Source organism: Buttiauxella sp. A111, assembly GCF_014189855.1.
GTDB lineage: Bacteria > Pseudomonadota > Gammaproteobacteria > Enterobacterales > Enterobacteriaceae > Buttiauxella > Buttiauxella selenatireducens.
This window is the reverse complement of the sequence record NZ_BJFN01000002.1, coordinates 408,304-420,950: the sequence shown is the minus strand read 5'-3', so window position 1 is coordinate 420,950 and position 12,647 is coordinate 408,304. Positions and strand designations below refer to the sequence as shown.

Here is a 12,647-nt window from a genome sequence, read left to right as displayed (position 1 = left end):
CCTACCCTATGATTTTGATTATTTATGCACACCCTTACCCGCATCACTCCCATGCAAACCGAAAAATGATAGAGCAGGCCTCACTTTTGCCAGATGTGGAAGTGCGTTCTCTTTATGCTTTATATCCCGATTTCAATATTGATATTGCTGCTGAACAGGAAGCATTAAGCCGCGCCGATCTGGTTATCTGGCAACATCCGATGCAGTGGTACAGCACGCCGCCATTGATGAAACTGTGGATCGATAAAGTGCTTTCTCACGGCTGGGCGTATGGTCACGGTGGTACGGCATTACACGGTAAAAACGTGATGTGGGCTGTCACGACCGGTGGCGGTGATAACCACTTCGAACTCGGCGACCATCCTGGCTTTGATGTACTCGGCCAGCCATTACAAGCCACCGCGTTGTATTGCGGTATGAACTGGCTGCCGCATTTCACCATCCATTACACCTTTGTTTGCGACGAAAACACCCTCGAGGTTCAAGCCGAAATGTATAAGCAACGCTTGCTCGACTGGAAGGAGGCGAATCATGGATAGCCACAGCATGATTCAGGCGCTGATTTATCTCGGCTCCGCAGCAATCATTGTGCCGATTGCGGTGCGTCTTGGGTTGGGATCGGTACTCGGCTACCTTATCGCAGGCTGTATTATCGGGCCGTGGGGTTTGCGGCTGGTGACTGACGCCGAAACTATTCTGCACTTTGCGGAGATAGGCGTGGTGTTGATGCTATTCGTCATCGGTCTGGAGCTGGACCCGCAACGTTTATGGACCCTGCGTGTGTCGGTATTTGGCGGCGGTATGCTGCAAATGGTGGCGTGTGGATTACTGCTCGGCTTGTTCTGCATGTTCTTAGGATTACGCTGGCAAGTGGCGGTCTTAATCGGCCTGACGCTGGCACTTTCCTCCACCGCCATCGCGATGCAGGCGATGAACGAACGCAATCTGACTGTTTCGCAAATGGGGCGCAGTGCATTTGCAGTACTGCTCTTTCAGGATATTGCCGCCATTCCGCTGGTCGCCATGATCCCCTTACTCGCCAGCAGTGGCACAACCACGACCTTTGCCGCATTTTCAATTTCTGCTCTTAAAGTGGTGGGGGCTCTGGCGATAGTCGTGTTATTAGGCCGCTATGTTACGCGTCCATTATTGCGGTTTGTGGCACGTTCTGGCCTGCGGGAAGTTTTCAGTGCCATGGCGTTATTTATGGTATTCGGCTTTGGTTTATTGCTCGAGGAAGCGGGACTTTCAATGGCGATGGGCGCGTTTCTCGCGGGGGTTTTACTGGCAAGTTCTGAGTATCGCCATGCGCTGGAAAGCGATATCGAACCCTTCAAAGGATTGCTGCTGGGGCTGTTTTTCATCGGCGTGGGGATGTCGATAGATTTTGGTACGCTGCTGGATAATCCGCTGAGAATTATCGTGCTGCTGTTCGGTTTCCTGGCGATTAAAACTATTACGCTTTGGACCGTGGCAAAAACCCTTAACGTCCCGCGCAAACAGCGTCGCTGGTTTGCCGTTCTGCTGGGGCAGGGAAGTGAGTTTGCCTTCGTCATTTTTGGTACAGCGAGAATGGCAGAGGTGTTGGACGACAGTTGGGCAAAATCGCTTACGCTTGCCGTCGCACTCTCTATGGCGGCAACGCCACTGCTGCTGGTATTGCTCAATCGTCTGGAAAAATCTGGCAAAGAACAGGCGCGTGAAGCCGATGAAATCGATGAAGAACAACCGCGCGTGATTGTTGCCGGCTTCGGGCGTTTTGGTCAAATTGCCGGGCGCTTGCTGCTGACCAGCGGAGTGAAAATGGTGGTTCTCGATCACGATCCAGACCATATCGAAACGCTGCGTAAATTTGGTACCAAGGTGTTTTATGGCGATGCGACCCGCGTGGATTTACTGGAATCTGCGGGTGCGGCAAAAGCCGAAGTGCTGATCAACGCCATCGACGATCCTGATGCCAATATGCAGTTAGCCGAATTGGTGCAGGAGCATTTCCCACATCTGAAAGTGATTGCCCGCGCACGCGATCTCGACCACTTTATTCGGCTGCGCCAGTTGGGGATCGACCAACCTGAGCGTGAGACATTTGAAGGGGCGTTGAAAGTTGGGCGCAGAGCGCTCGAAGGGCTGGGCGTGGGGAGCTACGAGGCACGAGAACGAGCTGACCATTTCCGTCGGTTCAATATGCAAATGGTGGAAGAGATGGTGCCAGCTCCAGACTGGTCAGCACGTGCTGATGTTCTCAAGCGCACTAGCGCCATGCTTACTGATGTGATTAACGAAGATCGTGCACATCTCAATGTGATTCAGCGCCATGGCTGGCAAGGAACGGAAGAGGGTGTTCATTCAGGGAAATTGGCGGATGAGCCACCTGTGAAACCTGAGTAACAAAAAAAGCTCCCAAATCGGGAGCTTTTTTATTTCTGCCTGATTGAGTGACAATCAGCTTAAAGCCACTTTAATTCCTAGCGCTATCAGCATCCCACCCAGCAACTTATCGACAATCTTCTGCGCTTTAGTCAGGCCGCGGCGAACCGGTTCGCTCTGAATCAGCACTACCAAAAGCGGCCACCAGACGACGGACAACGCCAGAATCACTCCTGCGTACCAGAGTTTTTCCATGGTGCCGGAATTTACGCTTAACACCTGGGTGAATACCGAAAGGAAGAACAGTGTCGCCTTTGGATTCAGCAAGTTGCATAAATAACCCTGCAAGAAGGCTTTTTTGAGCGTGGTTTGCTGGCGTTCAACATTACTGACATCCATTTTACTGCTGCCGCGAGCAAGCAAAGCGTGGATGCCAATCCAGATCAGATACGCGGCACCGGCGTATTTCAGCAAACCGAATAACCAGGGCGTCGTGGTGATAAGAACTGCCAGGCCTGCCACACAATACGCCATATGGGTCGCAACTCCGCTAATGACCCCAATGGAAGTCATCATCGCCGCCGCGCGCGGGTAGCGGGCTGCATTTTTAATTACCAGAAAGAAATCGGGGCCAGGAGAAAGCATCCCCAGAGTGGCAATGGTGGCGACAAAAAGTGTGGTTTCCAGCATGGGATTGTCCGGCAAAGAGGGATAAAGGTGAACTATACCGCAGCTATTACATTGACTCATAGTCGGTGGCGAAGCGTAGTTAAGAATTTTTTACGTTACTTCTGGCACTTTTACGCTAACTCATTGTTCCTGCTCTATCAGGAAGCAATACGTTACGGGTTTACAGTCGCAGAACAAAAAAATTCTTACAGACAGGCGTGCGGACAGTCGACGAAAGAATATGCTTTCCGTATAGTGGCGGCAAATTTTTCACCATCCTTGGGTTAATAGAATGATCAGTCTGATTGCTGCATTAGCGGTAGATCGTGTAATTGGCATGGAAAACGCCATGCCCTGGGACTTGCCTGCCGATCTGGCCTGGTTTAAACGTAATACACTGAATAAACCTGTGGTTATGGGGCGTTTGACCTGGGAGTCTATCGGCCGACCGCTGCCTGGACGCAAGAATATCGTCATTAGCAGCAATCCTGGTGCCGATGATCGCGTTCAGTGGGTATCGTCTGTAGAGGATGCCATTAAGGCTTGTGGCGACGCAGAAGAGATTATGGTGATTGGTGGCGGACGTGTTTACGAACAGTTCCTGCCAAAAGCACAGCGTCTGTATCTGACGCATATCGACGCAGAAGTGGAAGGCGACACGCACTTCCCGGATTACGAACCGGATGAGTGGCAGTCTACTTTCAGTGAATTCCACGACGCAGATGAAAGTAACTCACACAGTTACTGTTTCGAAGTGCTGGAACGTCGTTAAGTAAAAGCAAAAAGCCCGGTTTGATTTATCACCGGGCTTTTTTTATGAAGCAATGGCTGTTTCACCGCCGCCGACATCTTGCTGTCGATTCGATGGCTGAACGAAAACCATTTTATCTTCCCAGCGCAGACAGGTTAAGTCTCCGCCCCAGCAGCAACCTGTATCTAACCCGTAAATCCCTTCAGGTGTACCTTTGCCTTCCAGTGACGCCCAATGCCCGAAGATAACTGAATACTCATCGGTTACCGGCCCTGGGATCGCAAACCACGGTTTCAACGGAGCGGGAGCGCTTTCTGGCGAATCTTTGCAGTACATATCCAGTTGCCCGTTCGGGAAGCAATAACGCATACGGGTCAATGAATTGGTAATAAACCGCAGGCGTGCTAACCCTGAAAGTTCAGGCGACCAGTTATTCGGCATATCGCCGTACATCGCGTCGAGGAATAACGGGTAGCTGTCGCTGGATAACACCGCTTCGACATCACGCGCACAGGCCATCGCGGTATTGAGATCCCACTGCGGGGTTACCCCGGCGTGAGCCATCACAATCTTTTTATCTTCATCAACCTGAAGCAGAGGCTGGCGGCGTAACCAGTTAAGCAGTTCGTCCGCATCGGGCGCTTCAAGTAATTGGGATACGCGATCTTTGGGTTTATTGCGGCTGATGCCTGCATAAACCGCGAGCAGATGCAGGTCGTGGTTGCCGAGCACGAGACGTACGCTATCGCCAAGCCCGCGCACAAAACGCAGGACTTCGAGTGAAGCTGGCCCACGAGCGACGAGATCACCCGTAAGCCATAAAATATCTTCGCCAGGCTTAAAATCAACCTGTTGTAGTAGGGCGACCAGTTCATCGTAACAGCCGTGAACATCGCCAATCAGGTATGTAGACATTGTATTAGTGAATGAAGGCTGGAATAGCCAGACGGAACACGGGAATAGCAACGCGGAAAGCGTCGCCCTGAGAGTCAACCATTTCGTAATGGCCTTGCATGGTGCCAAGCGGTGTTTCAAGAACAGCACCGCTTGTATAGCTGTATTCGTTGCCCGGTTCAATATGCGGCTGGACGCCAATCACGCCTTCGCCCTGAACTTCAGTTTCATGGCCGTTGCCATTGGTGATAAGCCAATAACGGCCAAGCAATTGCACCGGTGTTCGCCCCAGGTTACGAATGGTAACGGTATAAGCAAAGACGAAACGCTCGTGCTCAGGAGAGGACTGGGATTCGATATAGACGCTTTGTACCTGAATGCATACGCGGGGCGAATTTAACATCGTTAACTCTCCTTCGGCTGCTGCGGATGCTCAGCCAAATAGTTTGCCAGTTGGCAATACTGTGCGACTGAGATGTTCTCAGCACGCAGGGTTGGGTCGATTCCAAGCTCCGTCATCACTTCAACGCTAAAGAGATGGCCAAGGCTATTACGAATCGTTTTGCGACGTTTATTAAAGGCTTCCGTGGTGATGCGGCTTAAAACACGCAGTTCGTTCACGGGGTGCGGTATTGTTGCATGTGGAACCAGACGAACAACGGCAGAATCCACTTTTGGTGCCGGTGTGAAAGCCGTTGGTGGCACTTCAAGCACTGGGATGACATTGCAATAATACTGCGCCATGACAGATAAACGACCATACGCTTTACTGTTTGGGCCAGCAACTAAACGGTTTACCACCTCTTTTTGCAGCATAAAGTGCATATCAGCAATGGCATCAGTATAGCTAAAGAGATGGAACATCAATGGCGTGGAGATGTTATACGGCAGATTGCCAAATACGCGCAACGGCTGACCGATTTTTTGCGACAGCTCTCCAAAATCCATGGTCATGGCATCTTGCTGATAAATTGTCAGTTTGGGTGCCAGGAAAGGATGCGTTTGCAGACGGGCTGCAAGATCGCGGTCCAGCTCGATAACGGTCATTTCATCCAGGCGTTCACCCACAGGCTCGGTTAATGCGCCGAGGCCGGGGCCGATTTCAACCATTGCCTGGCCTTTTTGTGGATTAATTGCAGAGACAATACTGTCGATAACGAACTGGTCATTAAGGAAGTTTTGTCCAAAACGTTTACGGGCTAAATGGCCCTGGTGGACACGAGTATTCATTGAGTATTAGTAATCATTTTGATGGCGAGATTAAGCGCCGTAATAAAACTGCCGACCTCAGCTTTCCCCAGACCGGCGAGTTCTAGCGCGGTTCCATGGTCAACTGAAGTGCGGATAAAAGGTAAGCCTAGCGTGATATTTACCGCCCGGCCAAAGCCCTGGTATTTCAGTACCGGTAAGCCTTGATCGTGGTACATCGCCAGTACTGCATCGGCGTTATCAAGATACTTTGGTTGAAACAGCGTATCTGCCGGTAGCGGGCCAGAAAGTTTCATTCCCAGACCACGCATTTCATTCAGTACTGGAATGATGGTATCAATTTCTTCGGTGCCCATGTGGCCGCCTTCCCCGGCATGGGGGTTGAGGCCACAAACCAGCACATGCGGCTGCGCAATACCAAACTTGGTTTGCAGGTCATGATACAGGATGGTGATTATCTGGCGTAATAAATCTGGCGTTATCGCATCAGAAATGGCTTTTAGCGGCAGATGCGTGGTGGCTAAAGCAACCCGTAACTCTTCGGTTGCCAGCATCATCACGACTTTTTCACTGTGCGAGCGTTCTTCGAAAAACTCGGTATGACCAATAAACGGAATACCCGCATCGTTGATTATGCCCTTGTGAACGGGCCCCGTGATGAGTGCGGCAAATTCACCGTTAATACACCCATCACAAGCTCGAGCCAGTGTTTCAACCACATACTCACCGTTTCTCACATCCAACTGCCCCGGAACGACTGGAGCGCGTAATTCGATGGGAACAACCGTAAGTGTGCCAGCAGGTTGCGGGCTTGCAGGGGTATCGGGTTGGTAAGTTCGAAGCTTGAGAGGAAGGCCGAGGAGGGCAGCACGTTCCTTGAGAAGTTCAGGCGAAGCCACGACGACCAGTTCAACAGGCCATTCGCGGCTTGCCAGTGCGATGACCAGGTCGGGGCCAATCCCGGCGGGTTCGCCGGGAGTGATGACCACACGATGGAAATTAACCATTGCTACCTAAAATTTTCACGTAAGCAGATGCACGCTGTTCCTGCATCCAGGTTTGTGCTTCTTCAGAGAACTTACGGTTGAACAGCATACGATAGGCACGATCTTTCTGAGCGACATCGGTCTTATCAACCTTGCGAGTGTCCATCAGTTCAATCAGGTGCCAACCAAATGAAGAGTGAACAGGTGCACTAATCTGACCTTTTTGCATTTTTGACAGCGCATCACGGAAAGCGGGATCATAAATGTCGGTAGATGCCCAACCTAAATCGCCACCCTGGTTAGCAGAACCAGGGTCTTCAGAGAACGATTTTGCCGCCTCAGCGAAGGTTGTTTTGCCGCTCTTAATATCAGCCGCAATCGCATTCAACTTAGCACGCGCTTGATCGTCGCTCATAATTGGCGAGGATTTCAGCAAAATATGGCGAGCGTGAACTTCGGTCACAGAAATGCTCTGGCTTTGACCACGCAGGTCGTTCACTTTCAGAATGTGGAAACCCACACCTGAACGAATCGGCCCGATCACATCACCTTTTTTCGCCGTGCTTAATGCCTGAGCGAAAATGGACGGTAATTCCTGAATGCGTCCCCAACCCATTTGACCGCCTTTCAGGGCTTGTTGGTCAGCAGAGTAGGTGATAGCCAGTTTGCCGAAATCAGCACCGCTTTGTGCTTGTGAAGCAATATCACGCGCTTGCTTTTCCGCATCATCTACCTGAGTCGATGTTGGGTTTTCTGGCAATGGAATCAGGATGTGGCTTAAGTTGAGCTCGGTGCTGCTGTCGTTTTGGCTACCCACTTGCTGCGCGAGAGCGTCGACTTCTTGCGGCAGAATCGTTACGCGACGACGTACTTCGTTATTACGAACTTCCGAAATCGTCATCTCCTTGCGGATCTGGGCACGGTAAGTGTTGTAATTGACGCCATCATAGGCCAGACGGCTACGCATCTGGTCCATGCTCATTTTGTTTTGTGCCGCGATATCAGCAATGGCTTTATCAACCTGCTCATCGGTCACTTTGACGCCCATTTTTTGACCCATCTGCAGGATGATTTGATCCATGATCAGACGTTCAATAATTTGGTGGCGCAGCGTGTTGTCGTCAGGAAGCTGCTGCCCGGCTTGTTGGGCACCCGTCTTCACTGATTGCATCATGCCATCAACGTCACTTTCCAGTACTACACCGTTATTCACTACGGCTGCAACTTTGTCGACCACTTGTGGGGCCGCGAAAGAGGTATTCGTCACCAGGACGATACCGAGAAGCAGCGTTCTCCAATTCTTCATACTTTTTCCATTTTTACTTAGCCGCGAAGCGGATTACGTTTTCTAGTCAAAGCGAATTACATCGAGCTTTGATACGGCAGAATGTTCGAACGCAGCATCTGCTGTGTGCCCAGGCCGTAGTTGGAGCTCAGGCCACGTAACTCGATGTTAAAGCTAATTGCGTTGTCGTATTTGCTTTCGTTGTTTTCCCAGCCATTAATTTTACGCTCGTAACCCACACGAATCGCATAACAGCAAGAGTTGTACTGCACCGCCAGCATAGAATCAGCAGTTTGTTGCGCATTAGTGTCGTAGTAATAAGCCCCAACGACAGACCAGCGGTCAACGATCGGCCAACTTGCCGTCATCCCAACTTGCGAGATGCCGTCTTTATACTGTGAAGCGTTGGTATCAATCCCTGGTACCGTTGCGCGAATGTATTCAGGGCTTGCGTAACGGTAGTTGAATTGCATCAAACGGTCGATATCACGACGATATTCGACAGCACCGCTGCCAGTTGCAACGTTATTCAGACGCGCATCGTACTGTACGCCACCACGTAAACCCCAACGGTCAGTCATACGCCAATAGGTATCACCAGCCCATACCATTGACCCGGTTTTCTTATCTTTTTCCCACTGAATATTGTCATCGCCAGTCCGCGATTCAGTGAAGTAGTAGATTTGACCCACAGAAACGTTAAAACGTTCAACGGCAGCCTCGTCATAAATACGAGTTGTCACACCAGTCGTCAACTGATTGGCTGATGCGATACGGTCAAGACCACCATAAGAACGGTCGCGGAATAAGCCACTGTAATCTGATTGCAGCAAAGCGGAGTCGTAGTTATTGATATTGCTCTGATCGCGATACGGCACATACAGATATTGTACGCGCGGTTCCAGCGTTTGTTCCCAACCTGCGGCTGAGTCCATCGCGCGGTCAAAAATCAGCTTACCATCCATTTTGAACTGCGGCAGAACACGGTTAACCGTTTCATCCAACTGATTATTAGGATTCGCATTGTTGTATGCATCCAGATTGCTCTGCTGGTAATGCGTCGCCATCAGTTTAGCTTCAGTATTCAGACTCGCCCAACCGTTTGATAATGGCAGGCTAATGACGGGCTCAATATGAAGACGGGTCGCTTCGGGCTGGCTGTCATTGACGTTAGTAAAATGAACGGCCTGGCCATAAATACGCGTATCAAAGGGTCCTACATCATTTTGATAGAAATTCATATCCAACTGCGGCAATGCGCTGTAGGAATTATTCCCTCTCTGTGAATCAAAGACCTGGAACTGTTTGGCCGAAAGCGTGGCGTCGAAGTTTGTGTCAGCATAACCGGCACTAAATTTCTGTGTTGCGTAGCCGTCGGTACTGGAGCCGTATTGCGAACTAAAATCGTTAAAGTAATTAGGATCGCTGACTTTGGTGTAGTCAATGTTGAAACGCCACACCTGATCCATCACCCCACTGTGGTTCCAGTAGAATAACCAGCGGCGCTCATCCCCTTCCGGGTTTTTGGCCGTATCGTCTTTATATTCTTTATCTGAAAGCAGGTAATCGAACTCGATGATGCCTGAACCGGCTTTGGTCAGATAACGGAATTCGTTCTGCCACTGCATGCCACGCTCTTCCATATAGTGCGGAGTAATCGTGGCATCAAAGTTTGGTGCGATGTTCCAGTAATACGGCAGCGTGAACTCAAGACCGCTATTGCTACTGTATTTCGCATTTGGGATCAGGAAACCGGAACGGCGTTTGTCACCGATCGGCAGCTGTAAATAAGGGCTGTAAAACACCGGAACCGGACCCACCTTAAAGCGGGCGTTCCAGATTTCCGCGACTTCTTCTTCACGGTCCTGAATGACTTCACTACCTACGACGCTCCAGGTATTCGAACCCGGTAAGCAAGAAGTAAAGGTGCCATTTTCCAGAATGGTATAGCGGTTATTTCCACGCTGTTTCATCAGGTCAGCAGTACCGCGGCCCTGACGATCAACCATCTGGTAGTCGCCTTCCCAGACGTTAGTATCTTTGGTGTTCAGGTTTGACCAGGCTTTTGGCCCTTTAAGAATGACCTGATTATCGTCGTAATGTACGTTGCCAACAGCATCGACGGTGCGAATAGGATCAGGTTGACCTTCAACTTGTTTCTGGTGCAGCAGAACTTCGTCAGATTGCAGGCGGCTATTGCCTTGCTGTACATCCACATTGCCACTAAACACCGCATCGTCAGGATAATTTCCTTTTGCGTGATCGGCATTTATAGTGACAGGCAGGTTGTTGGTGTCCCCTTCAACCAACGGACGGTTGTAACTTGGGACGCCAAGCATACATTGCGACGCGAGATCAGCCGCCATGCCTTGTTGACTATACAGCGCTGCGCCAATCAAGGTGGCCAGCAAGGTGGGAATACGTTTTTTCATACGTGTTATTCGTTGTTCCGTCATCAATGGCTTATACCCATCATCATTCGAGATGTAGAGGCGTTGGCGGCACTGAGTTATTTGACTCATCGTGAGCCTCACCCTTTCGGGGCCGCTCTAAGCAGCGTTCAAATCTGTTCCGAACAGATTTGTGGTTCCTGTCATTGGGTTAACTAAATGACGGGATATTTTGTCACTTGCCGCTTTGCTTCATATTGAATGCTATAGGGTATAGCGTCGGCAAACGGTCAGAGACTAACTTACTCATCACTACAGCGCTAGTGTTAATCCTGCCCGTTCAATAGTCTGCCGTTAGGCACTGCTATCAATGACGGGTATGATAAAGCAAATTCTAGCCGACGACATGACGATTTGGGGAGTATATGCAGTATTGGGGAAAAGTACTCGGTGTCGCAATAGCACTTATTATGGGCGGTGGCTTCTGGGGTGTAGTGATAGGGTTGCTGATTGGCCATGCCATCGACAAGATGCGCAGCCGCCGTCAGTCCTGGTTTTCTAACCAACAGCAGCGTCAATCATTGTTTTTTAGCACCACATTTGAAGTGATGGGTCACCTGACGAAGTCAAAAGGGCGCGTCACAGAAGCGGATATCCAAATTGCATCACTATTAATGGATCGTATGCAATTACATGGTGATGCACGTAGTGCCGCGCAGCATGCGTTCCGGGTGGGTAAAGAAAATGGCTACCCGCTGCGTGAGAAAATGCGTCAGTTACGCAGCGTATGTTTTGGGCGATTTGACCTTATTCGGATGTTTCTTGAAATTCAAATTCAGGCGGCATTTGCTGACGGTTCTCTGCATCCTAACGAACGAGAAGTCCTGTACGTTATTGCTGAAGAGCTCGGCATTTCGCGTATGCAGTTCGATCAGTTCTTACGCATGATGGAAGGCGGCCAGCAATTCGGCGGTGGTTACAGCCAATCGCAAGGTGGATTCCAGCAACAGCGTGGGCCAACGCTTGAAGATGCGTGTAATGTTCTGGGTGTTAAGAGCAGCGATGATGCAACGACCATTAAGCGCGCATACCGCAAATTAATGAGTGAACACCATCCTGACAAACTGGTTGCCAAAGGTTTACCGCCAGAAATGATGGAGATGGCCAAACAGAAGGCGCAGGAAATTCAGAAAGCGTACGATCTGATTAAGACTGCCAAAGGATTTAAGTAACACGAATGCCCCTCACCCTAACCCTCTCCCCCAGGAGAGGGAATTACTCTGTTTTCCCCCTCGTCTCCCTGGAGAGGGAATCACTCGATTTTCCCCCTCGCCCTCCGGGAGAGGGCCGGGGTGAGGGGAAAATCAGAAGTCAGCCGGTGCGCGAAACGTCATCGGCGTTCCATACTCAGGGTGAGTAATGGTCAGCATTTCCGCATGGAGTTGCAAACGCGGAGCCATTGCCAGCGCTTCAGGCGTGGCATAGAAGCGGTCCCCCAGAATCGGATGGCCCAACGCCAGCATATGCACGCGCAGTTGATGCGAACGCCCGGTAATCGGTTTTAGCAGCACTCGCGCGGTATTGTCCGCGGCATACTCCAGCACTTCATACTCCGTCTGTGCCGCTTTGCCGGTTTCATGACAAACCATCTGCTTTGGCCTGTTCGGCCAGTCGCAAATCAGCGGTAAATCCACCAGGCCCGTTTCCGGTTTTGGATGACCCCACACTCGCGCCACATATTGCTTCTTCGGCTCACGTTCACGGAATTGACGCTTTAACTCGCGTTCTGCCGCTTTGGTCAGCGCAACAGCAATCACGCCACTGGTCGCCATATCCAGACGATGTACGGATTCAGCCTGCGGAAAATCGCGCTGAATACGCGTCATCACGCTGTCTTTGTGCTCATCAAGACGCCCGGGCACCGACAACAAGCCCGAAGGCTTGTTGACGACCATAATATGCTGATCCTGGTAGAGAATATTCAACCAGGGTTCAAGCGGCGGATTATAGGGTTCCATTAACATTTACTCTGCATCCTTCAAGCTGCAACTGCGTTGGCTGCTTTCGTTCACCCCAGTCACTTACTTTTGGTAAGC

At 50.6% G+C, this 12,647-nt stretch carries 12 protein-coding genes; 4 read left to right on the top strand and 8 right to left on the bottom strand.

From position 1 onward, the window contains the following. The first annotated feature begins 8 nt into the window (after positions 1–8). Positions 9–539 (top strand): glutathione-regulated potassium-efflux system oxidoreductase KefF, encoded by a 531-nt coding sequence (gene kefF / locus BSPA111_RS07980; protein WP_183270634.1) that lies wholly within the window; start codon positions 9–11, stop codon positions 537–539. After that, entirely contained in the window at positions 532–2,388 is a 1,857-nt protein-coding gene (gene kefC, locus BSPA111_RS07975) for a glutathione-regulated potassium-efflux system protein KefC (RefSeq protein WP_183270633.1), read from the top strand. Before kefF ends, kefC begins: the two co-directional genes overlap by 8 nt. Before the next feature lie 54 nt (positions 2,389–2,442). On the opposite strand, the gene BSPA111_RS07970 is transcribed toward kefC, so the two are convergent. Further along, positions 2,443–3,057: a LysE family transporter gene (locus BSPA111_RS07970; protein WP_183270632.1), complete on the bottom strand. Its 615-nt coding sequence runs from the start codon at positions 3,055–3,057 to the stop codon at positions 2,443–2,445. Between the two features lie 271 nt (positions 3,058–3,328). Here BSPA111_RS07970 and folA point away from each other — a divergent pair, with 271 nt between their 5' ends. After that, positions 3,329–3,808, top strand: coding sequence for a type 3 dihydrofolate reductase (folA, locus tag BSPA111_RS07965; protein WP_183270631.1), 480 nt, complete (start codon positions 3,329–3,331; stop codon positions 3,806–3,808). Between the two features lie 42 nt (positions 3,809–3,850). Here the strand turns inward: folA and apaH are convergent, their stop codons facing one another. From apaH to lptD, 6 genes are read right to left on the bottom strand one after another with little or no spacing between them, the layout of a single operon-like run. Continuing rightward, on the bottom strand, positions 3,851–4,702 hold the full coding sequence (gene apaH, locus BSPA111_RS07960; protein WP_183270630.1) for a bis(5'-nucleosyl)-tetraphosphatase (symmetrical) ApaH: 852 nt from the start codon (positions 4,700–4,702) through the stop codon (positions 3,851–3,853). 4 nt (positions 4,703–4,706) lie between these two features. Beyond that, entirely contained in the window at positions 4,707–5,084 is a 378-nt protein-coding gene (apaG, locus tag BSPA111_RS07955; protein WP_183270629.1) for a Co2+/Mg2+ efflux protein ApaG, read from the bottom strand. 2 nt (positions 5,085–5,086) lie between these two features. Beyond that, on the bottom strand, positions 5,087–5,911 hold the full coding sequence (gene rsmA / locus BSPA111_RS07950) for a 16S rRNA (adenine(1518)-N(6)/adenine(1519)-N(6))-dimethyltransferase RsmA (protein WP_183270628.1): 825 nt from the start codon (positions 5,909–5,911) through the stop codon (positions 5,087–5,089). Next, entirely contained in the window at positions 5,908–6,897 is a 990-nt protein-coding gene (gene pdxA, locus BSPA111_RS07945) for a 4-hydroxythreonine-4-phosphate dehydrogenase PdxA (RefSeq protein WP_183270627.1), read from the bottom strand. The genes rsmA and pdxA overlap by 4 nt, the downstream gene beginning before the upstream one ends. Beyond that, entirely contained in the window at positions 6,890–8,182 is a 1,293-nt protein-coding gene (gene surA / locus BSPA111_RS07940) for a peptidylprolyl isomerase SurA (protein WP_183270626.1), read from the bottom strand. The genes pdxA and surA overlap by 8 nt, the downstream gene beginning before the upstream one ends. A 56-nt stretch (positions 8,183–8,238) precedes the next feature. Next, entirely contained in the window at positions 8,239–10,593 is a 2,355-nt protein-coding gene (gene lptD, locus BSPA111_RS07935; RefSeq protein WP_183270875.1) for an LPS assembly protein LptD, read from the bottom strand. 383 nt (positions 10,594–10,976) lie between these two features. Between lptD and djlA the strand changes: the two genes are divergently transcribed. Continuing rightward, positions 10,977–11,783: a co-chaperone DjlA gene (gene djlA / locus BSPA111_RS07930; protein WP_183270625.1), complete on the top strand. Its 807-nt coding sequence runs from the start codon at positions 10,977–10,979 to the stop codon at positions 11,781–11,783. Between the two features lie 132 nt (positions 11,784–11,915). Here the strand turns inward: djlA and rluA are convergent, their stop codons facing one another. Further along, positions 11,916–12,575, bottom strand: a complete 660-nt coding sequence (gene rluA, locus BSPA111_RS07925; RefSeq protein ID WP_183270624.1) for a bifunctional tRNA pseudouridine(32) synthase/23S rRNA pseudouridine(746) synthase RluA — start codon at positions 12,573–12,575, stop codon at positions 11,916–11,918. Between the last annotated feature and the right edge of the window lie 72 nt (positions 12,576–12,647).

Excerpts from the sequence above, each read along its gene's own strand:
- apaH (WP_183270630.1), bottom strand. The coding sequence starts at position 4,702 with ATGTCTACATACCTGATTGGCGATGTTCACGGCTGTTACGATGAACTG.
- pdxA (WP_183270627.1), bottom strand. The coding sequence starts at position 6,897 with ATGGTTAATTTCCATCGTGTGGTCATCACTCCCGGCGAACCCGCCGGG.
- BSPA111_RS07970 (WP_183270632.1), bottom strand. The coding sequence starts at position 3,057 with ATGCTGGAAACCACACTTTTTGTCGCCACCATTGCCACTCTGGGGATG.
- apaG (WP_183270629.1), bottom strand. The coding sequence starts at position 5,084 with ATGTTAAATTCGCCCCGCGTATGCATTCAGGTACAAAGCGTCTATATC.
- kefF (WP_183270634.1), top strand. The coding sequence starts at position 9 with ATGATTTTGATTATTTATGCACACCCTTACCCGCATCACTCCCATGCA.
- surA (WP_183270626.1), bottom strand. The coding sequence starts at position 8,182 with ATGAAGAATTGGAGAACGCTGCTTCTCGGTATCGTCCTGGTGACGAAT.
- rluA (WP_183270624.1), bottom strand. The coding sequence starts at position 12,575 with ATGTTAATGGAACCCTATAATCCGCCGCTTGAACCCTGGTTGAATATT.
- djlA (WP_183270625.1), top strand. The coding sequence starts at position 10,977 with ATGCAGTATTGGGGAAAAGTACTCGGTGTCGCAATAGCACTTATTATG.
- lptD (WP_183270875.1), bottom strand. The coding sequence starts at position 10,593 with ATGAAAAAACGTATTCCCACCTTGCTGGCCACCTTGATTGGCGCAGCG.
- folA (WP_183270631.1), top strand. The coding sequence starts at position 3,329 with ATGATCAGTCTGATTGCTGCATTAGCGGTAGATCGTGTAATTGGCATG.
- kefC (WP_183270633.1), top strand. The coding sequence starts at position 532 with ATGGATAGCCACAGCATGATTCAGGCGCTGATTTATCTCGGCTCCGCA.
- rsmA (WP_183270628.1), bottom strand. The coding sequence starts at position 5,911 with ATGAATACTCGTGTCCACCAGGGCCATTTAGCCCGTAAACGTTTTGGA.